Below are 25,595 nucleotides of genomic sequence, written 5' to 3'. Positions count from 1 at the left end.
CCATGACCGACTCAACGAAGGTAGCCGGGTGGTTCCCACCCGAGAAGTACGTCCGGACCATTGCCAACGCCACGATGTACGGGTGCCTGTACTTCACCGACACCCAGGGCCGGCCGCTCGGGCTGCGGTCCACCATCAACCCCGACCTGTGGCAGTGGCCCGGCGGGAACACCGACAAGGGCGAGACTCCGTGGCAGACGGCGGTGCGGGAATGCAAGGAGGAAACCGGGATCGCGTTCACAGGTGAGTGTCGGCTGATCGGCATGAACTTCGCGCCGGTCGGCGGTGGCTGGCCTCTATGCCGGGTCGGCTTCGTCTTCAACGGCGGCACCCTCACCGACGCTCAGCTCGACGCGATCGTTCTCGACCCGGCCGAGCACACCGAGTGGCGCGTCCTCACCATCGACCAGTGGCGGACGGTCATGGACCCGCTCACCTTCGACCGCCTGGCGCACACCGACGCTTCCCGCCGAACCCGTACCACCATGTACGCGGAGCACCAGCCCGTCCAGTGCGTGCGGCCGAAGAGCCTGGAGCCGTGATCATGAGCCTCGCGGACCTCTCGGAGGCCGAATGGCTGGCCGGCATGGTCCCCGCGCCTACATCGGAGCAAGCGTCATGGTGACTGATCCGGCCGGCCGGGTCCTGCTCCTCAAACCGCCGTACCGCGACACCTGGGGCTGGCCCGGCGGAATGATCGACCACGGCGAGACCCCGGCCGCGTGCGCCGTGCGTGAACTCCGTGAGGAGACCGGCCTCGTGCTGGAGGTCCGCCCGCTGGTCATCGAGTGGCGCGACCCGATCCCCGCACAGAACGGCCACGCCCATCCGGCGGTGCACTTCATGTTCGATGCGGGCACCACCCCCGCCGACACGCCGATCCAGCCGCAGCCGAACGAGGTGGCGGACCACGGGTTCTTCCTCCCGGACCAGGCCGCCGCCCTCCTCCACGAGCACGGCGTACAGCGACTCATCCGTGGTCTCCAGGCCCGCACGGAGGGCGCCACCGTCCTGCTCCACACCCCCGGCTACCTCGGATAGCGCCCCTCACACCCCCGGACTGGACGGTGACCGTGACCGACACCACCACCCCCGACACCCCGACTGACACCACGCCGAGCGAGGAGCTGACGTTCCAGCACCCCGGCGGCGACCGGCTCGACATCGCCGAGTCCATCACCGCACGCAACATGGCCAGGAGGCTTCCCGGCCTGATGCGCCGCACGCTCGGCCTCGCGTGGCGGGTTGACCGGGTCGCCGTGGCCGTCCTGCTGATCTGCCAGGCCGCCTCCGGGCTCCTCGGGGCCTTCGGGCTGCTGGCCACCACCGGCACGATCAAAGCGCTGATCGCCTCCGGGCACATCACCGACCGCCTCCACCAGGCGATCCCATCCATCGCGGTCGTCGCCGGGGCGGCCGGCCTACGGTCCCTGCTCGGGATCACCATCAGCGCGCTGTCCTCCCGGATCTCCCCGAGGGTCGCCCGCGAGGCGGAGATGATGCTGCTGGACGCGGCGACCAACGCGGAGCTGACCGCATACGACCGCGCCGGATACAACGACCGCTTCGACGCGGCCGACCGCGGGGCCGAGGTCTCACGTGACCTCATCGGCCAGACCCAGAACGTCATCGCCTCCGCCGCGTCCCTCGTCGCCGCCGTCGTCGTCCTGACGGCCCTTCACCCTGCGCTCCTCCCGCTCCTGGTCCTCGCGGCCCTCCCCCAGGGGATCGCCTCCGTGCGAGCCGCCCGGATCTCCTACGTCACGATGGTCGAGACCTTCCATGACCGGCGGGTGCTGAACCTGTTGCGCTGGTACCTGGTGAACAAGGAACCCGCCGATCAGATCCGCTCGGGCACAATGGCGCCGTTCCTGACGCACCGCTACCGGACGACCGGCGAGCGCGTCACCACCGCCACCAATCGGGCCGCCTGGCGCAGTGCCAAGGCATACATCGTCGGGGCCATCGCCTCCGGACTCGCCTCTGCGCTGGTGTGGGCGGCGGTGGTCGTCCTGCTGGCCACGGGGCACATGTCGGTGGCCTCCGCCGGCACTGCAGTCTTCGCTCTGAGCACCGCCGCCAGCGGCCTGCACGGCATCGTCGGGTACGGGGCCGACCTGTACCGGTCGGGCCTCTACCTGGACGACTGGTCGAGGTTCCTGGATGAGGCGGGCGGCCATCGACTCAACCGGGGCAACAAGAGCCCGGCGGCCCCCGCCCTGGTCCGGGCCGAGAACCTGACCTATACCTACCCCGGATCCGACACCCCCTCGCTGGAGAAGATCAGCCTGGACTTCCGTCGTGGCGAAGTCGTCGCCCTGGTCGGTGAGAATGGCTCCGGGAAAACCACCCTGTCCAAGATCCTGGCCGGCCTCTACATCCCCACCGAAGGCGCGGTCACGTGGGACGGCACCGACACCCGCGACCTGGACCCGGCGGCCCTGTGGAGGGAAACAGCGGTCGTGCCTCAGAGTTACGCGCGCTTCCCCCTGTCCGCCCGCGAGAACATCACCCTCGGCCAACCGCACGGTGGTGACGAGGCGGTCCACGCCGCCGCCGTCGCCTCCGGGGCCATCGATGTCCTGGACGATCTGCGCGCCGGCCTGGACACCCTCCTCGCACGGGAGATGTGGGGCGGCCAGGAGCTCTCCGGCGGCCAGTGGCAGAGGATCGCCATCGCTCGGGCCTTCTACCGGCGTTCGGGCCTGCTGGTCCTGGACGAGCCGACCTCCGCGCTCGATCCCCGTGCCGAGCACCGGATCTTCTCCGGCTTGCGCGCTCTCGCCCGTGACCGCGCCGTGGTGCTGGTCAGTCACCGCCTCGCCAACGTCGCCATGGCGGACCGCATCGTGGTCCTCGACCACGGCCGCATCATCCAGCAGGGCACCTTCATCGAACTCGTTGCCGACACGGCTGGCCTCTTCCACGAGCTGTGGCAGCTGCAGAACGACCGCGGGATTCCCAACCAACGCGGTTCTAGGTTCCACGGATGAATGCGCAATGGATACGTGAGATGCGCAGTGAATACGCAATTCCAGGATTCGCTGCGCATCGACTCCGGACGGTAACTAAGGTCCCTCCTATGATCGTTCAGAGTCCAGCCCGAGTCCGCGGGAAGTACGAACAGCCGATCGCGTCGATCCGGTACGACGACGCATCGGTGCGGAAGGTCCCTTTCGGAGACCTGCGGTTAGCGGATTTCACCTGGTCTGTGCCGTGGAGGAAGTTCCGCTCCGTCCATGGCCAGACGCACTACTCGGGGCGCTACGCATCGGCGACGATGGCCGGCCCAGTGGTCTATGAGAGCCGTCTGGAGCTCGCGCGACTTCTCCTGGCCGACATGGATCCTGCAGTGCGTGGAATCTACGCCCAGCCTTGCCATCTGACGGCCCGGGTCGGTGGCCGGGTACGTCGGCACGTGCCCGACTTCCTGCTGGTCATGGACTCGGGCGTGGTGCGGGTGGTGAACGTCAAACCTGCTGACCGGGCCGCAGATCCGAAGATCGCGGAAGCCTTGGCCTGGCCGGGTGAACTGGTCGGGCGGCACGGCTGGGAGTACGAGATCTGGTCCGGAGCGGATCGGGTGCTGCTGGAGAACGTCCGATTCCTCGCGGCCTACCGCCGTCCAGGGCTGGTCCCGGAGGCCGACATCGAGCGCGCATGGGAGTGCGTGCGGGACGGAGACCGGCTCGGGGTCGCCGAGCGTCGGCTGGCGGCCGGACGGCCGGATCACGAGGCGCGTCCTGCACTGTTGGCACTGGTGTGGTCCGGTCGCCTGACTACTGATCTGTCCCGCCCCCTGAGCGGCGACTGGGTTCTGCGGAGGTCCGCGTGAGTACGTGGACGACGACTCTTCGACCGGGGCTGCCGTTGACCTACGACGGCGAGCAGTTCACCATCGCGGAGATCGAGGGCCGCCGGGTCCTGCTGCAGCAGTCGTCGGCCCACGGCCGCCCCTCGTGGCGGCAGGTCGACCTCTCGGTACTGCTGGCCGATCCCTCGACTGAGTTCCTGGTGGAGGCTCCGCCTGCAGAGCCGGCGGCCGCAGTGCTGCTGAGTGGTCTCAGCGGCGCTGAGGACGATGCGCTCACTGTCCGGTTCCGGCATGTCCAGGAGGTCCGCTGCGGTTATCAGTTGGGTTCTGCCGAACTGGCGTTGGAAGGCGAGCCGCGGCCGGACTACGCCCCGGGGGTGCCGTTGATGCACCGGTACCGGGCGAAGGCCGCAGAGCTGGGAGTCGACCCGGCGACGGTGCGCCGTTGGGTATCCAAGGTCGAGGAAGCCGGCCCGGCGGGGTTGGTGAGCAAGCGTCAGGCCCGAGGCGTCCTGGACCGGGCGGATCCGCGCTGGGTGGAGATGGCGCGATCGGTGATCAAGGGATACGAGAAGTCCAGCCGCCCGGTGCGGGGTCTGGTGCTGATGGAGATCGAGGAGCGTCTGGCCAAGGAGTACGGTCGCGATGCGGTGCGGATCCCGAAGCAGTCAACCGGCTATGCCCTGCTGCGCGAGCTGGGCCGAGGGACGAACGCGTTCGAGGGAAGCACGAAGGGCAAGCGGTCGATCGCGAACAGCCCGCAGGGGGTCTACGGCAGGCTGCGCGCGACGCGTCCTGGTGAGTACGTCGTGCTGGACACCAACAGCCTGGACGTCTTCGCGATGGAGCCGGTGACCTGCAGGTGGGTGCGGTGCGAGCTCACCATCGCCATGGACCTCTACAGCAAGGTGATCACCGGACTGCGGCTGACACCGGTGTCGACGAAGTCGACGGATGTGGCCGGCGTCCTGTTCGAGACGATCCGCCCCCGCGAAGTGCCGGACGACCGGGGCGAGCCGCTTCCGTACTGCGGCGTCCCATCCACCGTGGTGTTGGACGCTGAAAAGCTGGTGGACGCCCACGGCCAACCGCTGCTGCCGCCTGTCGCCGCGGAGACGATCATCTACGACCACGGCAAGGTCTACGTCTCGAACCACATCGCGAGCGTCTGCGCGAAACTCGACATCTCTCTGCAGCCGGCGCGTCCGTATACGCCCACCGACAAGCCGGTGGAGCGGTGGTTCAAAACGCTCAACCAGGGCCTGCTGGCGGCACTGCCCGGCTACAAGGGCCCGGACGTGCACAGTCGGGGGGAGAAGGTCGAGGAGGAGGCGTACTTCTTCCTGGACGAGCTGGAGGCGATCATCCGCGAGTGGATCACGCTGATCTATCACAGGCGGGTCCACCGAGGGCTGACGATCCCGGAGGTCCCGGGTCTGAAGCTGAGCCCGCTGGAGATGTTCGAACACGGGGTGACCAGGGCGGGACCGTTGCGGATCCCGTCCCGGCCGGGGCTCGCGTTCGAGTTCCTGGAGGAGGAGTGGTGCCCCATCCACCGCTACGGGGTGGAAGTCAACGGGCTGCGCTACAACGGCCCGGGGCTCAACGACTACCGCAACCAGATCAGCGCGCACCGCGGCGAGCATGCCGGCAAGTGGCCGGTCGGGGTGGACCGCGCCGACATCAGGAAGATCTACTTCCAGGACCCGAAAGCCCCGCACCTATGGCATCGGCTGGACTGGGAACACGCCCCGGCCTTGAACGGGCCGGCCAGCCTGGAGGCGTTGAAGTACGCGCGGCGAATCGCGGCCAAGACACACCGGTTCCCGGACACCAAGCGCGCCCTGATCGAGTTGCTGGAACGCTGGGGCACGGGGCTGACCGCAGACCGCACCGAGCGGCGGATGGCGGTGCGACTTTCGCAGGAACGCCTGCATCTGGTCACTGAGGACGCCCCGGCCGACGCCGTCGCCGACCTTCCTTCTGTGCGCCGCCTGGCTGCCCTGAACGCCCCGGTGGAGAGCAGAGACCAGCAAACCGCGCCGGAGTTGCACCTGGTCGCGCCGGGCGACGCGGATCTGGGCGGGGACGACGACGAGGACGGGGAGTGCGACGCTGCCCTCCCCGGCGACGGCGCCGCCCAGATCGATGAGGACGACTACTACGCCGACGTCTGGGACATCCGTTGAGCACGGAGGCTGGCATCGAGCCGTTCGAGGGCGATGACCGCCAGTACACCCCCACCCGGTTGGCGGGCTGGCTGCAGGAGGTCAACGGACCGGACCGCATCCAGCCCGAGCAGCTCACCCGTGCCCAGCTCGCCGACCTGTCACCCCGGGAGCTGCTGGTGCACAACGACGGCCGGGAGGTATGGCACGCCAACATCGGCCCTATCGAAACACCCCAACTCCTCTCCCTTCACGATGGATTGGCGGAGATCGTCGAGTCGAACCGGCAGGACGGCGACAAGACCAAGCCGGCGGCCCTGGTGGACGCCTATCCGGGGCTCGGCAAGAGCACGGCGGTTCGGGCCTACGGACGTGCTCTGTTCCGCAAACAAGTGGCCCTGCGTGGGGAGACCACACCCAGCGGACACCGCAGAGTCCCCATCATCTACATCGCGCTGAGCGGCAACACCCGGATCCGGGGGCTGAACGCGGCAATCTGCCGCTTTTACGGCCTGCCTGTCACCGGAGACGCCGACACACTGGCCGAACGGGCCGTTGACGCCGTGCTGTCCATGAGGACCTCCGCGATCGTCATCGACGATATCCACTTCCTCGCCGGGGTGAACTCCAACTCGGTCCGCATGGCCAACCAGTTGAAGTACCTGGCGAACGTCTTCCCCGTCACCCTGATTTACGTCGGCGTCGGCGTCCAACATCGCGGTGTGCTGCGTGAAGGATTCTCCGGCCAGCAGACGGAGCTCGCCCAGTTCGGGCGCCGCACCACCCCACTGACCCTGGCGCCCTTCCAGATCGAACACGATCAGGGGCGAACTGAGTGGCAGACCCTGCTCAAGACGATCGAGCAGAAGCTCGTCCTGACCGATAAGTACCCGGGGATGCTCGCCCGGGACCTGTCGGACTACCTCTACGCCCGCTCCACCGGACACTTTGCCTCACTCATGGCACTCATCAACCGCGGTTGCCTGCGCGCGATCCGATCCGGTCGCGAGCGCCTCGACATAGACCTGATGAACCAGGTCAAGAACGACGCCGCTGCCGAGGAGGCCCGCAAGGAACTCCAGGCAGCAATCGAAGCCGGTCTTCTGACCACACACCCGGCGCCGAAGCCGCAGCGTCGAAGGAAGTCGGCATGAAGGAGTGGACCGACCAGCGGATCCCGATCTGGGTGCCTCCTCTGCCCGGAGAAGCACTGGACAGTTGGCTGGAGGCATACGCACGGCGGCTGAGGGTGACCACCCACGTCTTCATGGCCTTCGTTGGGCTCCGGGGGTCCCGCCCCTCACGCATGACCGAACGCCTGAGCGGAAGTGAACGCGAGATCCTGAGCCAGGTGACCGGGCTGAGCCCACAGGAGCTCGCCGCGATGACGTTGGAACCCTATGAAGGGCTGACGGTCACCTTCAAGTCAGGCCAGGACGGCATGAATCGTCCTCCGACCTGGCGGTACTACGGCACCCACAGCCGGTTCTGCCCGGCCTGCCTGGACGACACCCGCGGCCGGTGGCTGCTGGCCTGGCGCCAGCCTTGGTCGTTCGCCTGCCTGCGGCACCGCCGTCTCTTGCTGGAGCGATGCCCCGCCTGCGAGCAGTTCGTCCGCGCGCAGGGAACCCGCGTCGGCGGCCCCTCGAAACCGGCGCACTGCACCCGAGGCCGGCACCGCACCGAAGGATGCCGCCGAGTCCTCGTCGCCTGCGGATTCTCGCTCGCCCAGTCACCTGCCCAAATTCTGCCGGCATCCGGCCTGGTCCTTCAGGCTCAGCAGCACGTCGATGCTCTGCTCCAGGACCGCTTCTCCCAACCGGGTTCGGCGCGAACGCAGTTGCACGACATGTACTCCCTGGGCTGGCGATCCCTTGCCGGTCTTGCTACCGACCTCGGCTCAGCACCGCGGGTCGTCCACCAGGTGCTGGAGGAGACCGGTGGCGCAATGCCGATCCAGACTCACGCCCAGGACGCCACCGACGTCCGCAGCATCGCCATCGGGACGGCGCTGGCCCGCCTGGCCGACCCACGTCCCACACCGGCCGACCCGAAGCTGTTCGAATGGATCCTCAAGACCAGCGACCAGTTGAGCACCGCTCAGGACGGCTCCAGTCCGAGCTCTCGCGCCACCGCCTGGAGACGAGCCAGCCCGCACCTCTCCGGATACGCCCTGGCTCGCCTCGATGCCGACCTGACCCTCATCGCACGAGTGCGTTACGGCACTGCCGCACCCCGTCCCTACTGGAGAAGCCTCACCCAAGACCAGATCCGTCGGCGGGCTGCCTCGCTGCCCGACAAGCTCTGGCCGTCCTGGACCATGCGCCTCCTTACACCCGCCCTGGCCAATGGCCGGTCAGCTGACAGGTTCCGACGAGCCGCCAGCACCCTGCTCATGCTTCCCGGCACCCGCCTGGACTATGGCCCCGCCACCGCGCTCCTGGACCACAAGCCCAACGCCAAGGCGCGCAGGATGCTGGACTCCTACCCCCAGGACGTGCTGGCTTCCGTGATCGCTCAACTGGCTTGGGCGATTGACGAACAGGGGGCTCCCATCGACTACGCCCGCCGCCGCAGGCTCTTCCGAGAGGACACCATCCGACTCGACCTCCCAGCCCTCAACACCATCTCCACCAAGCTCGGTTGGGACTCCGAGCCCGCCCGAACGAGGCTCATCCGATGGCATCTTCTTGACCTCCTCCTCGGCTCTTCTCCGGAATCCGTCCAGGACAAGATCACGACTCATCACCGATTCCGGCTACACATGCCTCGACCGTTGAAAGACTTCCTCCATGACCAAGCCGAGGCCAATCTGGAGCGATTCGGGATCGACGAGCCGGTCCGCTGGGAACCCCCGGACGACTGGGCCACCGTCGACACCTGGCCGGGATTCGACAGCGACAACATCGATCACGGTCTTGCGTCCCACCTTGCGGCAGCGGGCTTCTCTGAAGCCCTCCTGGTCCGAGAGCTCGGTCTCACCACGACCCACTTCAGGCTCTACTGCGAAAGCCTCGGCATCACCATCACGCCCTCACCCAAGCCGGCCCGCCGACCCACCGGCCGCACCAGAGGCAAGGGCGTCCCGAGAGTCGGCCCGCTCGCTCCCGACCAGCTACACGATCGCTACATCAAGCAGAAGATGACGACAGCTCAGATAGGCCGACTCGCGGGCTGCAGTGGCAGCACGGTCAGCCAAGCCCTCCGAGAAGCAGGAATTTCGACCCCGCAGCGTCGTCCCAACGGTGTCTTCGAACGCACTATCGACCGTGACTGGCTCGAAACCGAGTACCGCATCAAGGGCCGAAGCGCCCCAGACATCGCACGCGAGCTCGGTCTCCACAAGAACCCAGTCATCAAGCTGATCAAGAAGTACGAAATCCCCCGGAACACCCCGGGGCTGCACTCCAACCCTTTCGCACCGCTCGACATCCAGCTCTCGCCGACCATGGCAGCCGTCAACCGCACCCCGAACTGCGTTCAACGACTCCGCCATCTGATCCAACTCCCCGGACAGCCACACGTTGCGGCGGCAGCCAAAGCACTGGGGCTGCGCGACAGCGTCCTGCGCTACCAGATCAACGCCATCGAGAAGACGACAGGATTCCCCGTGATCACATGGAGAACCAGCCCGCTCGCGGCCACCGCTCCCGGCCGTGAGCTCCTCGCAGAAGCCGAGCTCCTGCTACTTCTGCTCGACCGCCACTCATCACAGACAGTTACTGGCGAACCGCAGCCAGGGAGGCGTAGTGCGCACTGACAGCGGACACAGCCAGTGCGCATCAGCCTCGACTCTCGACGTTCCCGCAGGATGCGATGCGCATGCAGTCGCGGACCCTATAGCGGTAACTGACCTCGGATACGCCAGTGTGCCGGGCTGACGAGGAAGGGCTGTCGGTGTGTGATCAGCGGAAGAGCTGGATAACTACACGCAGATCCCCCCGGTCGTGGAACTCCTTCCAGCCACGTTCGCCGGTGATGACGACCGCCTCACCGAGCTGTTCACCCGTGGCGATGCAGATGGCGTCGCCGAGTGAGAGTTCCGCCCTCTGAGGCTCGCCGTTGTCACCGGTGAAGTGGATCTTGGGCAGTCGTACTAGCTCGGCCAGCCGGACCGGCGCGAACTGCGCCGGGATCACCTCCAAGCCGGCCGCCACCAGATCCTCGGCCAGCTGCTCAGGGTTGCGGATTTCCAGGCGCATAGCAGTGCTGATGACCTCGGCCAGGTTCACATCGGTGATCACCGACCGGGAGAGAAGATCACCGATGTCCTTACCGCCGATCTCGTCGTACGCCCAGGCGAGCACGGCGGATGCGTCCAGCAGAAAAGGGCGCTCAGTCACAGGCCAACCGCCTTGCGGAACTCCTCCTGGCGCTCCCGACTAGCCTTGGTCTCCTCGGCCTGCACGTACCGCTTGCTCAGCTGACGGTCTTGGCCCCGCATCTCCCGCAGAACCGCGGTCGCGCTGACACCACCGGCCCGAGCCTTCTCGGTGCTCTCCAGGATGCGCCGCTTCGCGGCCTCGGCGGAAGCCTCGACCTCGGCGGAAGCCTCGATCTTGGCGTGCGCGAGAATGGTGGCGCCGAGGACCTGCTTCCACCACCGGTCAGCCTGGTGCGAGATCCGCGGCTCCAGCAGCCCGCGCACGCTTTCTTGTACCCAGTGCTCGTGCTCCGGATCCTGGGAAACGTGAACGATAAGGATCACCTTGACGGCGTCCCGAACCGGGCGGGCGCGCTCGCGGTCGGCGTCCGACAGGGCGTCCCAGAGGCGCACCACCACGTTCTCGGCGAAGTGGACTGCATCCTCCGCAGCCACCAGGGTCAGTGCCTTCGGCTCCTGGCCCTTCTGGTGGAGGTCAAGCCGCTCCGGCGACTCGATGGTCATCGTTTCACCTCTCCCTCTTCCTGGTCCTCACGGTACGAGGGTCGGCGTCATTTCGGCTAGAAGAATGCCCTGTCCGGCGGGACGATGCTTCCGGGCCGTACGGCCAGCATCCCGCGTCCTGCTGGTCGGCACCAAGGCGAGCGTATGGCGCGGGAACGTTGCCGGTGTCCCAGGCGTTCGACAAGCCGTATAAGGGGTGTTGGTCGAGGTTGCTTGTCGAACGCCTGGGACACCGGCAGGGAACGTCTGCTCCGGAGCCCTAAAAAGGCTCCTGACCTGCGGATTCCGTGTCGAGGCCGCACAGAGTCCGTGGAAGGGGATCTTCGGGCATCGGGATCGGCGCCAGCCGCGTGGACAGTAGAACCACCGGCTCGACACCGCCAGGATCGATCTCCTGGCCCAGATCCAGCTCGAAGAGCACGACAATCGCAGCAGCACTCGCGCTGCCCCGGATGCGAAACCTCCCGCACGGCCAGCATCCGAAGCGAGCGAGCAAACAGCCTGAGCCGTAAAGCCCGGGGGTTCCGGCCGAACGGACCGGTCGGGACCCCGGAGTACGTTAGACGGGCCCGAACGGCTCGATCTTGGGGTTCGCGAAGGGCCCAGAGTACTCGCCAGACTGCCCGTGATCTCTGATGCGGGCGGCGGCGGACTCCGCCACTAGCAGGACGTAGAGTCCCCGGCTCGGGTCCAGGGAAACCAGGCCGTACTCCTGATCGATCTCCTCAGCTGACAGACCGAGCTTGTCGAGGGCATGCTGCATCGTCGCTCCCCTTGGGAGAGCCACGGTCATGAGGAGGGTGTGTTCCTTCAGCATCCTGCACCGCCAGTCAGATGAGTCCCTGCACTCCAAGTTTCTCCAGCAATCCAGGGACGCTAACGATCCCATGGCCGTAGTCATCTGTGAACCCCCGCCCGGTTACGTCATTGGCCGCGCCCCGAACCATCTCGCGCATCGCCTCGGGGGAGATCGTTCCGCACGGGAATCTGCTCCTGATCGCAGCCAGTACTCCAGCTGCGACAGGACACGCGGTTGAGGTTCCGCTGTCCGCGGAGCCAGGTCCGTACACTTCCGACCCCAGGAAGTGAGTGTAGGCACATATGTCAGGCTTGTGCCGGTCCAACCGGCCCGGCCCCTGGGAGGAGTAGCCGACCCGTTCGTCCTGGATGTCTACACCTCCGATGGACAAGACGTCGGGGTGCGAGTTGGCGCCCACTATGGTCCGCTCCGAGTAGACACACTTGCCGGAAGGGCAGGGCCTGCCGCAGTTGCCGGCCGCGAATAAGATGTCCGCGCCAGCGCTTTCCAGTGCGCCCACCACGATGTTGAACGGGTGACTCAGGTTGTCCGAGTAGTTCGCGGGGTCTCCCACCGGGAAGTCCCACGCGGGGTCGTACGACCCCCAGCTGTTGCTGCTCACAACCAGCGCCTTGTGGTCTTGCTCCATGCTTTCCAGGATGGTTCGCAGGTACGCAAAGGCTACGATGCCATCCGATGTGAGTGCCTCCATACGGTTGCGCGCCCTCCGCCGAGTCCGGAGCAGGGCTATGTCGAGCAACGCGGCCTGTGGTGCAGCGATCCCGGCCGCGAAGGCGCACATGGTTCCATGGCCGACATCGAAGCGGCCTGGGGTGTGGCTCGCACTCGCCGGGGTCCAGCTCCTGGCGGCGTCGACCGCGATCTCGGCACCTGCTGTGACCAGGTGGTCCGCGTTGATGCCGGTATCAACTACCGCGATCGGGACGCCAGCGCCGTCCATCCCGTGGGCGAGGAGCTCTGGAACCTTGAGGCGGTCACCCACGTCCTGCCAAGTACCGCTCGGGCCGTCGCCTGGGCACACGGGCATGGTCTCGATCACCGGATCAGAGAAGATGCCAACGATGTCGGGGTTACTGGCGCTGAGCCGAGCCCGGCGCGAGGCCACGTCGTCATCGGCAATCTCCCCTCGGACCAGGACGCTCGCCGAATCCGGCTCAAGCGAGAAGGTCATTGCTTGGTGCATCGACAGCGGATCGCCGTCGTCGGCCTTCGGCACGGGCTTCGGTAGAGCCACTGGCGGATATGACTCGTCCAACTCGACGCCCGGAAGGTCTCCGGCTACATCGGCCGCAGTCTGCTTCTCCGGGTCATGAATGACAGCCGAAGTGACGTCAGGGACGGGCCGGATCTGGATCAGGATGCGCATTGCCTCCACCACCTGCTGATCGTGCGCCTGCGGGCACTCCCTTCCAGGCTCCTCCAATGGCACTGTCTCGGCGAACGGGTGGCGGACCATGGGTCCGCACTACTTCATGAAGAGGCAACCGGCCTACCTAGGCGGGCAGCGCCGTGGCCAGTAGCGAGTGGGATGCTTCTTGGCGATCTTGCGGCTTGTAGGAGCCCCACAGTCTTGCGAGGGTCGGCGCGGCCACGCCGCAACCAGTGGCGGCCACACTTCTGCAGTGCCATTGCACTAATGGCTGCACCATGGCCTCACGCGGGCTCGATGCGGCTGACCGCAGCTTGGCACGAGCAGATCCAGGGGTAGTAGGCAGCAAAAAACCCAGGTCACGGGCTATGTGACCTGGGCCTTCCTGAGCCGCCTGCGGGATTCGAACCCGCGACTTACGCATCACGAGTGCACAGGCTCCACGAACCCGGAACAGGCGCTGCTTCCGAGAGGCTGCAGCCCGGACTTCGACGCCGTCATGCACAGAGGTCGTGATCAGCAGCAGACCCCCTCACCAGTGAACCAGCCACCCGCGGGCTGCCGCTCGACCCCCAAGACCCGAAGCAGATCGGCCGTAACCACTCGATACGTATTGCCCAGCCTGAGCACCTTGGCCGGGTACTGGTCCCGCTTCGCCAGGCCATATCCCGTACTGCGGCCGATAGCCAACGCCTGGTTCGCCGTGTCGAGGTCTATGACGGCAGGCAGAGCGAGTAGCTCCTCGCCCGTCAGGGCGCGCCCGCCTCGAGCCAGATCAGATGTCGCCATGATGCCCTCCATGCTCATATCGGCCAACCAGCGGGAGCAGTTGTATCACGGATGTTGCAGCAACACTTTTTCACGAGCTAACATGTAGCCATGAGCATTGATCAATGGTCGAAGGACGTCGCCGCTCGGGTAGCAGAACGGATCCGCGCGACCCGGGACGCCGCCGGCCTCACGGTGCCCGAGCTCGCGCAGCTGTGCGCGGACCGCGGGTTGGCCATCCCCCGCACAACGATCACAAACCTGGAAACCGGTCGCCGGACTTCCGTCGATCTGGCCGAGTTCCTGGTCATCGCGGATGCCCTCGGCATCCCGCCCATCAGCCTGCTGTTCCCGGTCGGCACTGCCGCCACCGTGGAGGCGCTCCCCGGACGGGCGGTGTCGACCTGGGAGGCCGTGGCCTGGTTCACCGGGGAGACGCCGTCGATGGAGATCCCGCCCGCAGGCAGCGAGCGCGAGCTGCTGGACACCTTCCGCGCACACGATGAGTCCGTGGCAGCAGCCGCCACCTCCACCGCCCTCGCCAAGGACAGACGACGCAAGGCGGGCACCACCCTGGACCCGAGCCGCCGAGCCGACCTGCTGGCGAAGGCTGCAGGCTACGAGGAACTTGCATTCGATGATTGCCGGGATCTCAGGACGTTCCGCGACAGGATGCGCGCGCGGGGCCTGACGCCACCCGCGCTGCCCGCCGAGCTTGCCTTCGTGGACCAGCCCGAAGACCACTCCGAGATCGGCGAGTGAGGGGCTCACTCACGCGACCGGGTCCGCGCGATTTGGCCAATGCCAGCGAACGAGCACCGCCTCGGCGCATGCTCGCCGCGCCAACCCGATTCGCAAGCAAGGAAGTTACGTGAAGGAACCCATACGCAAGATCACCCACAAGGATGGGAGTAGCCGCTACCGCCTGGTCGTGGACATCGGCGTTGACGCCGAGGGCAAGCGCAAGCAGCTCACACGCACCTTCAAGACCAAGAAGGAGGCACTCGCCGAACTCGCCCGCATCCGCCATGAGCGCAGCACCGGCTCGTTCGTGGCGCCCAGCAAGATGACGCTGAACGGACTGCTGGACATCTGGCTGAAGAGCGCGACGCGCGACGTCGAGGAGGGGACCGCTTCCAACTACGAGAGCGCGATGGTGCCGGTGCGCACCCATAGCGGCGAGAAGGAACTCCAGAGCCTCACGGAGGAGGACATCGAGGCCCTGGTCGACTGGATGCTGACCAGTGGTCGGCGACGCGGCGGCCAGCCCGGAACCGGACTAGGCATCAGGAGCGTGCGGCTCGCCCTGGGGCGCCTGCGCGCCGCCCTGAACCTCGCCGTCCGGCGCGGGCTGATGGTGCGTAACGTCGCCCAGCACGTGACCATCTCCCGTGAGGCGAAGAAGAAGGCGGAGGCGGCCAAGCCGAAAAGCGTCCCGTGGGACGAGACCGAGGTCAAAGCCTTCCTGGAGGCGATCAAGGGTCACCGCCTCTACGCGGCCATGATGCTGGCACTCATCGCGGAGCGTCCCGCCGAGGTGTGCGGCGCGCGCTGGGACGAGGACGTCGATCTCGACGGAGCCAGCACTATCGCCGTCCAGAACACCCGCACCATCGTCTACGACCGCACACTGGAGAAAGGAGTCCGGAACAAGGTCGTCGAGAAGGACACCAAGACCGAGGCCGGAAAGCGAACCCTTCCGCTGCCGACCCCCGCGCACAAAGCGCTCAAGGCATTCAAGGCGATCCAAGCAGCGGAGAAACTCGCTGCCGGACCGGCCTATAACGACAGCGGATATGTTCTCGTGGACGAGTTGGGAAACCCACTCAAGACGGACAAGCTCCGACGTGAGGCGTACAAACTCATGGATGCCGCCGGCGTTCGAAAGGTCCGCCTCTACGACGCCCGCCACGCCACGCTCTCGTGGATGGCCAACAACGGCGTCCCCGACACGGTGGTGTCCGCGTGGGCCGGTCACTCGGACCTCAGCTTTACGAAGCGGGTCTACGTGCACCCCGATCCGCAGAGCCTCAAGGCGGGTTCGGAGAAGCTGGGTGAGCTGCTCGGCTGACCATGATCATCACCGATGTGAGAAGTTGTGAGAGGCAGGCCCGGAAAACGATCAAGGACCCTGCTTCACTCTCGTGAAACAAGGCCCTGACCTGCGACAATGGAGCGAACTCCAGTCGGGACGACAGGATTTGAACCTGCGACCCCTTGACCCCCAGTCAAGTGCGCTACCAAGCTGCGCCACGTCCCGTGGTCTCGGTGCCGGGCGGCGGGGCCTGGGGGGCTCTGCTGATCGGCTTCTCGACCTTGTCTCCGGTTGTCCCGGCGACGTGGAAAACAATACAGCACGTGGAGGGGTGCTCGCTGCCAGGTTTCGAGGTGGGGCGGGTCAGGGGGTGGGGTGGCGGGCGTCGTAGGTGAGGAAGGCGGGGCGGCGGGCGGCGAGGAGGAGGACGGCGGCGGCGCAGGCGAGGCCGCCGGTGATCACGGAGGTGGCGGGGCTGGTGAGGGCGGCGACGGTGCCGGATTCGAAGTCGCCGAGGCGGGGGCCGCCCGCGACGACGACGATGAAGATGCCCTGGAGGCGTCCGCGCATCTCGTCGGGGGCGGCGACCTGCATCATCGTGCTGCGGAAGATCATGCTGACGGTGTCGGCGCAGCCGGCGAGGGCGAGCAGGAGGAGGCCGAGCCAGAGGTTGCGGACGAGGCCGAAGGCGGCGATGGCGAGGCCCCAGGCGGCGACGGCGGCGAGGATGACGGCGCCTTGGCGGTGGATGCGGGCGACCCAGCCGGAGAAGAGTGCGCCGACGAGGGCGCCGACGGCGGGGGCCGAGACCAGGAGGCCGACGGTGCGGGCGTCGCCGCCGTAGAAGGTGACCGCAATGGCGGGGAAGAGGGCGCGCGGCATGCCGAAGATCATCGCGGCGAGGTCGGCGAGGAAGCTGGTGCGCAGGTTGGGCTGTTCGCGGAGGAAGCGGAGGCCGTCGAGGACGGAGGCGCGGCCCTTGCGGTCGCCGAGTGGGCGCATGGCGGGCAGGCGCCACATGGCGTAGAGGGTGCCGGTGAAGGCGACGGTGTCGACGAGGTAGGCGGCCTGGGCCCCGTAGGCGCCGATGAGGAGACCGCCGGTCATGGGGCCGACGGTGAGACCGAGGTTCATGCTGACGGTGCTCAGGGCGTTGGCCGCGGGGAGCTGGTGGGCGGGGACGAGGCGCGGGATCATCGCGGAGCGGGCGGGCGAGCTGAGCGCGAAGAAGCCGGCCTGGAGGGCGACGGCGGCGTAGAGGACGGCCACCTGGCCGAGGCCAGCCAGTGCCTGGGCGGCGAGGAGGGCGGAGACGGTGGCCAGGCCGGCCGAGCCGGTCAGGCCGAGCTTGCGCCGGTCGACGCTGTCGGCGATCGCTCCGCCGTAGAGGCCGAGGGCGACGAGCGGGACCAGCGAGAAGAGGCCCACCAGGCCGGTCGCGAAGGCGCAGCCGGTGAGGTCGTAGACCTGGACGGAGACGGCGACGGCCGTCATCTGCTGGCCTATGGAGGAGACGGCCTGGCCGGACCAGACCCGCCGGTAGTCGGGGTGGTCGCGCAGCGGGCTGAGGTCGGCGAGGGACCGTCGATACCACGGGAGCGAGGCAGAAGATGCGGGAGCGACGGGCGTGGGGGCGGCGGACTGCGGGACATCCGCCTCGGAAGGATGATGATCGGTCGACACAGCCCCCATGCTCCGCCCGGCCGTCCGCGCCGCCCCCACCGGGGCCCGGCCGGCCGACCGCCTACCTGGTCAGGACCTGCTTCTCCCCCGCCTCCACCGCGAAGTCCAGCCGGTTCCCGGGCGGCGGGAACGGGCAGATGAAGTGGTCCGCGAAGGCGCACGGCGGCAGGTAGGCCCGGTTGAGGTCGAGCACGGTGCGACCGTCCGCGTCCGGCGCGGGGAGGTTGATGAAGCGGAAGCGGTAGGTGTCGATGCCGCTCGTCGCGTCGGCGATGACGCCACTGAGGCCGTTGCCGGCGCGGCTGACCGTCAACGTGCGGTGCTCGCCGGCGACGGTGAACGCGATCTCCCCGGTGACGGCCAGCGGACGGTCCTTCCCGTCCGCGCTCGGGACGACGACGGACTGGGCGTCGCCGTCCTCGAACGGGGTGAAGACCGCCGGGACGGCCCACTCCGGCGAGTAGGGGTAGGCGGAGATGCCGGCGAAGGACGCCCGGCGGGGGGATGCCGGGTCGAAGACCCGCAGGGCCAGCTCGCCCTCGCGCTCGATCGGGACGAGCAGCAGGTCACCGAGGGTGGCGGTGTCGGCGGCCGGGTCGGTGTCCGGCCGGAGCAGTACCTCGCCGTCGACGGGGCCGGCGACTCCGCGGACGGTGATGCCGTCCGCCGCCGCCGCGCGGACCCGGACGCCCTCGGCGTCGGCCCACCAGCGCCCGGGCAGGCCGGGGATCTCGACGGGCTCGGGCTCCATCCAGTGCGTGCCGGTGAGTGCGAGCTGGCCGTGCGGCGCGCTTACCGACGCCGCCCGGTTGTCGCTCCAGTGCTTCCAGTCCTCCGCGGCCGTCGCCGTCATCGGCAGACCCTCCCACTCCGGTCCGCGGCCCGTCGGTCGGGCCGTCCCATCTCGGTCACCTTCTCGGCCACCTCTCGGTCACCTCTCGGCCACCGTCGCGGTCGACCTCACGGTCACCATCTCGGTCAACCAGCACAACACCGGCCACCCGGCCGGATCATTCCCGCGAGCACCCGCAGTACGGGAACGGAGGGAACGGCAGGACACCCGTACCAGCAGCGACCTCACCCCTTCAACGGGCGGAACAGGCCCTCCTGCACCACGGACACCACCAGCTGCCCACTCCGGTCGAAGATCTGTCCGCGTGCGAGACCGCGCGCGCCGTTGGCTATCGGGGACTCCTGCTGGTACAGCAGCCAGTCGTCGGTCCGGAACGGGCGGTGGAACCACATCGCGTGGTCCAGCGAGGCCATGTCGAAGTGCCGGGTGCCCCAGAGCGGCTCGACGGGGGCGCGGACGGCGTCCAGCAGCGTCATGTCGCTCGCGTAGGTGAGAGCGCAGACGTGGATCAGCGGGTCGTCGGGCAGCGCGCCGTTCGTCCGCAGCCAGACGCCGCTGCGCGCCTCGACGTCGGTCAGCTCCTCCTTCGTCCAGCGCAGCCGGTCGACGTAGCGGATGTCGAAGGGCTGGCGGCGGCTGATGAACGGAGGGAGTTCGCCGAGCCGCGAGCCGACCTCCTCCAGGGCGCTGGGCAGCTCTTCGGGGGCGGGGACCGCCGGCATCGGGTACTGGTGCTCGATGCCGCCCTCCTCGGGGAGGTGGAAGTCGGCGGTGAGGGCGAAGATCGACCGGCCGCCCTGGATGGCGAGCACCCGGCGGGTGGTGAAGGAACGGCCGTCGCGGATCCGGTCGACCTGGTAGACGATCGGCACGCCGGGGACCCCGGGGCGCAGGAAGTAGGCGTGCAGCGAGTGGACGGGCCGCTCGCCGTCCACCGTGCGCCCCGCCGCGACCAGCGCCTGGCCGGCGACTTGGCCGCCGAACGTCCGCTGTAGTGCTTCCTCGGGGCTGCGCCCGCGGAAGATGTTCAGCTCGATCTGCTCCAGGTCGAGCAGATCGACGAGATCGTCGACGGGGGTTCCCATGGGTGCGCTTCCTCTCCGGGCCCGTGGCCCGGGCGGAGGTCTTCCGTCCGGCTGCCGGAGCCCGTTCCTCTCGAATTCTCCAGCCGGTTCGAAGTCTCCAGCGACCCGGGGAATTCCCGCTCACCGGGGTCGCGCACCCGATTCACTCGAACGAGTGCCCGATCGGCGCTGCCGACGTCGCGGCCACGGACCCGCCCGGCAACAGACCCCGCCCGACAACGGCCCACGCCCAACAACAGACCACGCCCGACAGCCCGGGCTACTCCGCCGCCAGCCCCGACTGCCGCACGGTGATGTTGAGCCGCCCCACCAGTCCCAGCGCCGGGTCCGCCGTCCCCGGCAGCGTCCGCACCACCCCGTGGTACGCGAGGCGGGTCGGGCCGCCGAACACCAGCAGGTCGCCGCTGCGCAGCTCCAGGTCGGTCCACGGGCGGGTCCGGGTCTCGGTGTTCCCGAGCCGGAAGACGCAGGTGTCGCCGAGCGAGAGCGAGACCACCGGCGCGTCCGTCCGCTCGTCGCGGTCCTGGTGGAGACCCATCTTCGCGCCGTGCGGGTAGTGGTTGACGATCGCGATGTCCGGTTCGTACGAGGCGGCGCCCGCGATGTCGGCGATGCCCGGCCCGTAGGCGTCCGCCACCGCCCGGCGGGCCAGCAGACCGAGCTCGGACGGGAACGGCTTGACCGGTGCGCCGTCGTCCGCGACACGCCTGTAGCCGTACGGAAACCAGTGCCATCCGAGGCTCACCATCCGGACGGACATCATGCCGCCGGTCGGCATCCGGACGCTGTGCAGGCCGGCCGGGCCGCGGGCCCATTCCCGGCAGGCGGCGACGAGGCTCAGCTGGGCGTCGTCGTCCAGCCAGCCGGGGAGGAGGACGGCGCCGGGCGCGGGTTCGGAGCGCTCGCGCGCGGCGGAGGCCCCCGACGGGTCACCGAACAGCTCGCCCTGGATCACGCCACCATCCTCCCGCATCCCCGGAACCGGGCCCGGGAGCCCTCACCCCGATACGCCGGACACGCCGGACACGCCGGACACGCCGGACGAGGACGCAGAGGACGCAGAGGACGCAGAGGACGCAGAGGACGCAGAGGACGCGGCGAACGCAGCGGACACGCCGACGGCCGCTCCCCCGCGCGGCGGACAAGCGGCCGTGGTGTCAGCTCGTCGGCGTATCAGCACGCAGCCACGTCGACGACCGACCGGACGTCAGATGCTCAGGGTCTGACCCGGGAAGATCAGGTCGGGGTTGCCACCGATGACCTTGGCGTTGTTCTTGTACAGGTCGTGCCAGTCGAGGCCCTGCGCGGCGGCGATGGCGCTCAGCGTGTCACCGGACTTGACGGTGTAGCTGCCGCCCTTGGCCGGCTTGGCGTCGTTGGAACCGGTCCAGGACTGGGCGCCCTTGTCGGCCTTCGGCGCGACGTCGTTCTTCGGCGCGGCAGCGGCCTTCGGGGCAGCCGCAGCCTTCGGAGCCTGAGCCGGCTTGGCGGCCGGCTTGGCAGCCGGGGCGGCGGGCTTGGCGGCGGTCGAAGCCGCGGCCGAACCGGTCGAGGTGTTGACGGCGGCCGGGGCGCCGCCCTTGGTCAGGCCGGCCTTGATGGAGCAGACGGGCCAGGCGCCGGGGCCCTGGGAGGCGAGGACCTTCTCGGCGACGGCGATCTGCTGGTCCTTGGTGGCCAGGTCGGCGCGCGGCGCGAACGCGGTGCCACCGAACGCGGCCCAGGTGCTGTTGGTGAACTGCAGGCCGCCGTAGAAGCCGTTGCCGGTGTTGATGGCCCAGTTGCCGCCGCTCTCACACTGGGCGACGGCGTCCCAGGTGGCGACGGAGGCGGCGGAGGCCGAGGTGGCCGTGACGAGGCCGGCCACCGGCAGGGCCGCGACAGCGGCGCCCGCCACGACAGCCATCCGGACGCGGTTGCGCTTGGTGGCGGTGGAGGGGGTGGCAGCGGTGGTCTCGTTACGGAAGGTCATGGGGTTCCTCTCGACAGCCCCGGGGCGGGCATGCGGAACCAGGCCCTGGGGAGGGCCGCGTTCGCTTGCCGCGTCCGTCGGGCGGCCGTGCACGTGTCGGACGTGCCGCTGCCGCCCCGGCCACCCAGCCGCTCGCCGGCGCTCCGTTCGAGCGATCGTGCCGGCGGGCACGCGCCTCGGCCGGTGCGACCCGGCGGGCTGTGCCTCGGGGGTGAACCCGGGTGGCGCTCGTTGCGCCGTCGAAGAAGCTACGAGCCCGTCGGCGGGGAAACCAAAACTTCGACGGTCTGCCCAGCTCACGCAAGGGTTACCGGCGGTAATAGGCGCACAATCCTGACCGGAATGTCTGCTTTATCCGTCATTTCCTTGATCGGACATCGCAGCACCGTGATTCACCTCACGGAGGCATTCCGGCAGGCCTGCCACCGACATCGACACATTGCGACCACGAGAACACGCGGCGCGGTCGGATCCGGGGCAATTCCCGTCAGCCTCGCCGCGCACCCGTGACGCCTGACACAGGGGTCCGTTGGTCATGGCGACGTCCCCGTATCCGCACCCACACCCACCCGAGGAGACCCTGTGCCGCGCATGCTCGACGTCAGCGACGAGGTCCGGTCAGAGATCGGCGACGACGAGGCCGACCGCCTCCTCGGCGGCGACCGCGCACCCGACAGCTACGAGTGCACCTCCTGCCGCACCCCCGGCGACACGCACGCGGAGCCCACCAGCACCGTGCTCTTCGTCGGTGACGAGACCGCGGTCCTCGCCTTCGCACACGCACGCTGCATCCCGTCCCAGGTGGTGCCGGTGTCGGAGGAGCAGCTGGCGGGTGCGGTCCGCAGCATCAGCCAGGCCCCGCCCGACGCCCCGGCCTTCCCCGCCCCCGTCACCGCGCCAGCGCCGTTCGCCGACGCCACCCCGTTCGCCGACCCCGGCCCGATGACCGTCCCCGCCGCCGTGGCCCCGGCCCAGGGGGGCTTCGCCGGGAACCCCGCCGCGAGCCGGCCGGCCGCCCAGGCCGCCATCCTCGGCATCACCTGCGGGCTGGTGCTGCACGGCAAGGTGGGGCACGCGTCGCTCGTGGTCGAGCCGACCGGGCCGGTCGGCCGGCCGGGCAACACCTCGGGCGCGGACGAGTTCCTCGACCTGCTGCAGGACGCCGGCTTCCAGCCGGTCACCGACCTCGACGAGACGCCGGGCCAGCTGCCCGGCTGGTCGGTCCTGGTCGCGATGGGCAAGCTGCACGCGATCCTCCAGCCCGCGGCGGGCGGCGGCAGCACCGGGTGGTGGCAGGCGCACCAGCCGCTCCAGGTCACCGACGCGTGGCGGACGGCCGCGAGCCAGCTCTCCGAGGTGACCATGTACGCCGTCCCGGCCGGCACGGTCGGCCGCCAGCCCCGCGAGGACCTGCTCCGCCAGGCCCTGGAGCGCGCGGTGACGCTGGGCCAGGTGGTCGCGGCCTCCCTCCCGCTCGCCGGCACCTGATCCGCCGCCCAGCCCCCTCCCGAAACCTCGACTCCGGAAAACGTCGAATCCCGAAAGACCTCGACCCAGGAGCCTCGACCCAGCAGCCTCGACAAACCTCGACACCGCTCGACGGCCGGAAGGCGCGCCTCCACCCCCCGCACGGGCCACCTTCCGGCCGGGGTCCCCACACCCCGCATCCCCCGGCCCTCTCACTCGTTGGCCCCTACGTGTACAGCTACGACGTCTCCGCGTCCCCCGGCCGGTCCACCACCGCCCCCCGCTCGATCCCGGGCATGCGCCCGTCGTACGACGCGGAGCACCCGCACTCCACGACGCCGATCTACGACGAGCTGTACTCCGAGTACCGGCGGCTGTTCCGCGCTCTGCCGGGCGACCGCTCGGGCGAGGAGGACCTGAAGTTCACCGGCTTCGCGAGCCGCGACGGCTACCCGGTGCTGGGGGAGCCCCGGCCGTACCCGCCCCAGCAGCAGGCGTTCCGCACGCAGGCGGGGCAGCCGGTCGGCGTGCCGCAGTTCGTGCCGACCCAGCAGGATCCGCAGACCCAGCCCCGCCCCCACCCCGAGCCCGCCAACCCGACCAGCGACGGCTTCGGCCAGGCGGCCCACCACAGCCCGACCACCCACCAAGGCGTCAACTCTCACCACCCCCAGAGCGGCAACCAGAGCACCCCACACCCACAGAGCGCTCAACACGCCCCGCCCGCGGCCCAGTTCACCGACGGTCAGGGCTGGGTCGCCGCCGGCTACCTCGGCCCGACCCCGCACCCGGTGCCCGCGCCGCCCCCGGCCCCGTCACCCCTGATGGGCACCGCCCCGTCCACCGGCGGGCGCCACCGCCAGATGCTCTCGCTCCCCTCGGGCCGCAACGGCGACCACCACTGAAGCCCAAGGCACCATTGAAACCCGAGGCCCCACCGAAACCCGAGGCCCCACCGAAACCCGAGGCACCACCGAAACCCGAGGCACCACCGAAGCCCGAACGAAACGAAGCCCAGGAACCAGCGAGGGCCCCGCCGCCACAGCGACGGGGCCCTCGCCCACACCTAGGTGTCCACTACTTCTTCTTGCGCTTCTCCCGCACCCGCACCGAGATCGAGATCGGCGTCCCGACGAAGCCGAACTCCTCGCGCAGCCGGCGCTCGATGAACCGCCGGTACCCGGCCTCCAGGAAGCCCGAGGCGAACAGCACGAACCGCGGCGGACGGGTGCCCGCCTGGGTGCCGAACAGGATGCGCGGCTGCTTGCCGCCGCGGATCGGGTGCGGGTGGGCGGCCACCAGCTCGCCGAGGAAGGCGTTCAGCCGGGCGGTCGGGATGCGGGTCTCCCAGCCCTCCAGCGCGGTCTCGATCGCCGGGACGAGCTTCTCCATGTGGCGGCCGGTCTTCGCCGAGACGTTGACCCGGGGGGCCCACTGCACCTGGACGAGGTCGCGTTCGATCTCGCGCTCCAGGTAGAAGCGGCGCTCCTCGTCGAGCTGGTCCCACTTGTTGTAGGCGATGACGACGGCGCGCCCGGCCTCGACGGCCATCGAGATGATCCGGGTGTCCTGCTCGGCGAGGGTCTCGCTGGCGTCGATCAGGACGACCGCGACCTCGGCCTTCTCCAGCGCGGAGGAGGTGCGCAGCGAGGCGTAGAAGTCGGCGCCCGCGGTCAGGTGGACGCGGCGGCGGATGCCGGCGGTGTCGACGAACTTCCAGGTCTTGCCGCCCAGTTCGATCATCTCGTCGACCGGGTCACGGGTGGTGCCGGCCAGCTCGTTGACGACCACCCGCTCCTCGCCGGCGACCTTGTTCAGCAGGCTGGACTTGCCGACGTTGGGCCGGCCGATCAGGGCGATCCGGCGCGGGCCGCCGGGGGCGGCGTCGCCGAAGGTCTGCGGCGGGGCCTCGGGCAGGGCGGCCATGACGGCGTCGAGCAGGTCGCCCGAGCCGCGGCCGTGCAGGGCCGAGACGGGGTACGGCTCGCCGAGGCCGAGCGACCACAGGTAGGCGGCCTCGGCCTCGGTGGACGGGCCGTCGACCTTGTTGGCGCACAGCACGGTCGGCTTGCCGGCCCGCCGGATGATCTTGATCAGGGCCTCGTCGGTGTCGGTGGCGCCGACCTTGGCGTCCACGACGAACAGCACCGCGTCGGCCTGCTCGATGCCCAGCTCGGCCTGGGCGGCCACCATCGCGTCGATGCCGAGGACGTCGATCTCCCAGCCGCCGGTGTCGACCACCTTGAAGCGGCGGCCGTTCCAGCTGGCCTCGTAGGTGACCCGGTCACGGGTGACACCGGGCTTGTCCTCGACGACGGCCTCGCGGCGGCCGATGATGCGGTTCACCAGCGTCGACTTGCCGACGTTCGGGCGGCCGACGACGGCCAGCACCGGCAGCCGGACGTGCGCGGCACCGTCGAGGCCGTCCACGTCGTCGAAGTCGAAGCCCTCCTCGGCGGCGAGCGCCATGAACTCGGCGTACTCGGCGGCGTCCAGCTCACCGTGGCCGGTGGCGGAGTGCTCTGCGGTCATGTTCGTCTGTTCCGTTTCCCGGCCCGGCCCTTCCCAGGGGCGTGCCGTGCGTACCTGCCCCGCTCGGGGCAGCGCGAGTACTTCTCCTGCGGCACCTCGGCGGTACCGCAGTCGTATGGATCACCGGGCCGGCATCGGCCC

General features: G+C 69.0%; 22 protein-coding genes and 2 tRNA genes. 11 read left to right on the top strand and 13 right to left on the bottom strand.

The window, feature by feature from the left end; all coding sequences use genetic code 11:
- Window positions 1-2: 2 nt before the first annotated feature.
- The 7 genes from F7Q99_RS21205 (at window position 3) to F7Q99_RS21175 (ending at window position 9,742) form a co-directional block, all read left to right on the top strand.
- A complete protein-coding gene (locus F7Q99_RS21205) occupies window positions 3-542 on the top strand; it encodes an NUDIX domain-containing protein (RefSeq protein WP_153463692.1) in 540 nt (179 codons plus the stop codon).
- Window positions 543-618: 76 nt separating this feature from the next.
- Window positions 619-1,041, top strand: a complete 423-nt coding sequence (locus F7Q99_RS21200; protein ID WP_195911131.1) for an NUDIX domain-containing protein — start codon at window positions 619-621, stop codon at window positions 1,039-1,041.
- A 32-nt stretch (window positions 1,042-1,073) separates the two neighbouring features.
- Window positions 1,074-2,993 carry an ABC transporter ATP-binding protein gene (locus F7Q99_RS21195; RefSeq protein WP_326846941.1) on the top strand — a complete coding sequence of 640 codons (1,920 nt, stop codon included), beginning with the start codon at window positions 1,074-1,076 and terminating at the stop codon, window positions 2,991-2,993.
- Window positions 2,994-3,082: 89 nt separating this feature from the next.
- Window positions 3,083-3,835 carry a TnsA-like heteromeric transposase endonuclease subunit gene (locus tag F7Q99_RS21190; RefSeq protein WP_153463685.1) on the top strand — a complete coding sequence of 251 codons (753 nt, stop codon included), beginning with the start codon at window positions 3,083-3,085 and terminating at the stop codon, window positions 3,833-3,835.
- The gene (locus F7Q99_RS21185; protein ID WP_326846940.1) at window positions 3,832-6,003 is read left to right on the top strand and encodes a helix-turn-helix domain-containing protein; all 2,172 of its coding nucleotides are present in this window, start codon (window positions 3,832-3,834) and stop codon (window positions 6,001-6,003) included. Before F7Q99_RS21190 ends, F7Q99_RS21185 begins: the two co-directional genes overlap by 4 nt.
- Window positions 6,000-7,136 carry an ATP-binding protein gene (locus F7Q99_RS21180; protein WP_153463678.1) on the top strand — a complete coding sequence of 379 codons (1,137 nt, stop codon included), beginning with the start codon at window positions 6,000-6,002 and terminating at the stop codon, window positions 7,134-7,136. Before F7Q99_RS21185 ends, F7Q99_RS21180 begins: the two co-directional genes overlap by 4 nt.
- Window positions 7,133-9,742 carry a TniQ family protein gene (locus F7Q99_RS21175; RefSeq protein WP_153463676.1) on the top strand — a complete coding sequence of 870 codons (2,610 nt, stop codon included), beginning with the start codon at window positions 7,133-7,135 and terminating at the stop codon, window positions 9,740-9,742. Before F7Q99_RS21180 ends, F7Q99_RS21175 begins: the two co-directional genes overlap by 4 nt.
- 145 nt (window positions 9,743-9,887) lie before the next feature.
- Here F7Q99_RS21175 and F7Q99_RS21170 read toward each other — a convergent pair whose 3' ends face one another.
- From F7Q99_RS21170 to F7Q99_RS21145, 6 genes are all read right to left on the bottom strand, one after another.
- The gene (locus F7Q99_RS21170; RefSeq protein ID WP_153463673.1) at window positions 9,888-10,325 is read right to left on the bottom strand and encodes a PIN domain-containing protein; all 438 of its coding nucleotides are present in this window, start codon (window positions 10,323-10,325) and stop codon (window positions 9,888-9,890) included.
- Complete coding sequence (locus tag F7Q99_RS21165) at window positions 10,322-10,870, bottom strand: hypothetical protein (protein WP_153463670.1); 549 nt, start codon at window positions 10,868-10,870, stop codon at window positions 10,322-10,324. Before F7Q99_RS21165 ends, F7Q99_RS21170 begins: the two co-directional genes overlap by 4 nt.
- A gap of 559 nt (window positions 10,871-11,429) precedes the next feature.
- Complete coding sequence (locus tag F7Q99_RS21160) at window positions 11,430-11,687, bottom strand: hypothetical protein (RefSeq protein WP_153463667.1); 258 nt, start codon at window positions 11,685-11,687, stop codon at window positions 11,430-11,432.
- Between the two features lie 13 nt (window positions 11,688-11,700).
- Window positions 11,701-13,056, bottom strand: coding sequence for a S8 family peptidase (locus F7Q99_RS21155; RefSeq protein ID WP_153463664.1), 1,356 nt, complete (start codon window positions 13,054-13,056; stop codon window positions 11,701-11,703).
- A 391-nt stretch (window positions 13,057-13,447) separates the two neighbouring features.
- Window positions 13,448-13,518 (bottom strand) — tRNA-Thr (locus F7Q99_RS21150).
- 57 nt (window positions 13,519-13,575) lie between these two features.
- Complete coding sequence (locus tag F7Q99_RS21145; protein ID WP_230210273.1) at window positions 13,576-13,860, bottom strand: hypothetical protein; 285 nt, start codon at window positions 13,858-13,860, stop codon at window positions 13,576-13,578.
- Between the two features lie 78 nt (window positions 13,861-13,938).
- Here F7Q99_RS21145 and F7Q99_RS21140 point away from each other — a divergent pair, with 78 nt between their 5' ends.
- Window positions 13,939-14,589: a helix-turn-helix domain-containing protein gene (locus F7Q99_RS21140; RefSeq protein ID WP_153463661.1), complete on the top strand. Its 651-nt coding sequence runs from the start codon at window positions 13,939-13,941 to the stop codon at window positions 14,587-14,589.
- Window positions 14,590-14,698: 109 nt separating this feature from the next.
- A complete protein-coding gene (locus F7Q99_RS21135; protein ID WP_326846939.1) occupies window positions 14,699-15,898 on the top strand; it encodes a tyrosine-type recombinase/integrase in 1,200 nt (399 codons plus the stop codon).
- 115 nt (window positions 15,899-16,013) lie between these two features.
- On the opposite strand, the gene F7Q99_RS21130 is transcribed toward F7Q99_RS21135, so the two are convergent.
- The 6 genes from F7Q99_RS21130 to F7Q99_RS21105 form a co-directional block, all read right to left on the bottom strand.
- Window positions 16,014-16,087, bottom strand: a tRNA-Pro gene (locus F7Q99_RS21130).
- Between the two features lie 138 nt (window positions 16,088-16,225).
- Window positions 16,226-17,554 (bottom strand): MFS transporter, encoded by a 1,329-nt coding sequence (locus F7Q99_RS21125; protein WP_153463658.1) that lies wholly within the window; start codon window positions 17,552-17,554, stop codon window positions 16,226-16,228.
- Window positions 17,555-17,606: 52 nt separating this feature from the next.
- Entirely contained in the window at window positions 17,607-18,398 is a 792-nt protein-coding gene (locus tag F7Q99_RS21120; protein ID WP_153463655.1) for a DUF1684 domain-containing protein, read from the bottom strand.
- A gap of 224 nt (window positions 18,399-18,622) precedes the next feature.
- A complete protein-coding gene (locus tag F7Q99_RS21115) occupies window positions 18,623-19,483 on the bottom strand; it encodes an acyl-CoA thioesterase (protein ID WP_153463652.1) in 861 nt (286 codons plus the stop codon).
- 259 nt (window positions 19,484-19,742) lie between these two features.
- Complete coding sequence (locus F7Q99_RS21110) at window positions 19,743-20,435, bottom strand: alpha-ketoglutarate-dependent dioxygenase AlkB family protein (RefSeq protein WP_407697869.1); 693 nt, start codon at window positions 20,433-20,435, stop codon at window positions 19,743-19,745.
- Window positions 20,436-20,690: 255 nt separating this feature from the next.
- Window positions 20,691-21,455 (bottom strand): LysM peptidoglycan-binding domain-containing protein, encoded by a 765-nt coding sequence (locus tag F7Q99_RS21105; protein ID WP_153463646.1) that lies wholly within the window; start codon window positions 21,453-21,455, stop codon window positions 20,691-20,693.
- 582 nt (window positions 21,456-22,037) lie between these two features.
- Here F7Q99_RS21105 and F7Q99_RS21100 point away from each other — a divergent pair.
- Together F7Q99_RS21100 and F7Q99_RS21095 are read left to right on the top strand one after the other, a co-directional pair.
- On the top strand, window positions 22,038-22,943 hold the full coding sequence (locus F7Q99_RS21100) for a hypothetical protein (protein ID WP_326846937.1): 906 nt from the start codon (window positions 22,038-22,040) through the stop codon (window positions 22,941-22,943).
- Between the two features lie 209 nt (window positions 22,944-23,152).
- Complete coding sequence (locus F7Q99_RS21095; RefSeq protein ID WP_153463641.1) at window positions 23,153-23,827, top strand: hypothetical protein; 675 nt, start codon at window positions 23,153-23,155, stop codon at window positions 23,825-23,827.
- Between the two features lie 172 nt (window positions 23,828-23,999).
- Here F7Q99_RS21095 and der read toward each other — a convergent pair whose 3' ends face one another.
- Window positions 24,000-25,454: a ribosome biogenesis GTPase Der gene (gene der / locus F7Q99_RS21090; RefSeq protein ID WP_153463638.1), complete on the bottom strand. Its 1,455-nt coding sequence runs from the start codon at window positions 25,452-25,454 to the stop codon at window positions 24,000-24,002.
- Window positions 25,455-25,595: the final 141 nt, after the last annotated feature.

This window comes from Streptomyces kaniharaensis (assembly GCF_009569385.1).
GTDB lineage: Bacteria > Actinomycetota > Actinomycetes > Streptomycetales > Streptomycetaceae > Kitasatospora > Kitasatospora kaniharaensis.
This window is presented reverse-complemented; position numbering and strand designations above follow the sequence as displayed.

Excerpts from the sequence above, each read along its gene's own strand:
- F7Q99_RS21205 (WP_153463692.1), top strand. The coding sequence starts at position 3 with ATGACCGACTCAACGAAGGTAGCCGGGTGGTTCCCACCCGAGAAGTAC.
- F7Q99_RS21200 (WP_195911131.1), top strand. The coding sequence starts at position 619 with ATGGTGACTGATCCGGCCGGCCGGGTCCTGCTCCTCAAACCGCCGTAC.
- F7Q99_RS21190 (WP_153463685.1), top strand. The coding sequence starts at position 3,083 with ATGATCGTTCAGAGTCCAGCCCGAGTCCGCGGGAAGTACGAACAGCCG.
- F7Q99_RS21175 (WP_153463676.1), top strand. The coding sequence starts at position 7,133 with ATGAAGGAGTGGACCGACCAGCGGATCCCGATCTGGGTGCCTCCTCTG.
- F7Q99_RS21165 (WP_153463670.1), bottom strand. The coding sequence starts at position 10,870 with ATGACCATCGAGTCGCCGGAGCGGCTTGACCTCCACCAGAAGGGCCAG.
- F7Q99_RS21160 (WP_153463667.1), bottom strand. The coding sequence starts at position 11,687 with ATGCTGAAGGAACACACCCTCCTCATGACCGTGGCTCTCCCAAGGGGA.
- F7Q99_RS21155 (WP_153463664.1), bottom strand. The coding sequence starts at position 13,056 with ATGCGCATCCTGATCCAGATCCGGCCCGTCCCTGACGTCACTTCGGCT.
- F7Q99_RS21145 (WP_230210273.1), bottom strand. The coding sequence starts at position 13,860 with ATGGAGGGCATCATGGCGACATCTGATCTGGCTCGAGGCGGGCGCGCC.
- F7Q99_RS21140 (WP_153463661.1), top strand. The coding sequence starts at position 13,939 with ATGAGCATTGATCAATGGTCGAAGGACGTCGCCGCTCGGGTAGCAGAA.
- F7Q99_RS21125 (WP_153463658.1), bottom strand. The coding sequence starts at position 17,554 with ATGGGGGCTGTGTCGACCGATCATCATCCTTCCGAGGCGGATGTCCCG.
- F7Q99_RS21120 (WP_153463655.1), bottom strand. The coding sequence starts at position 18,398 with ATGACGGCGACGGCCGCGGAGGACTGGAAGCACTGGAGCGACAACCGG.
- F7Q99_RS21115 (WP_153463652.1), bottom strand. The coding sequence starts at position 19,483 with ATGGGAACCCCCGTCGACGATCTCGTCGATCTGCTCGACCTGGAGCAG.
- F7Q99_RS21105 (WP_153463646.1), bottom strand. The coding sequence starts at position 21,455 with ATGACCTTCCGTAACGAGACCACCGCTGCCACCCCCTCCACCGCCACC.
- der (WP_153463638.1), bottom strand. The coding sequence starts at position 25,454 with ATGACCGCAGAGCACTCCGCCACCGGCCACGGTGAGCTGGACGCCGCC.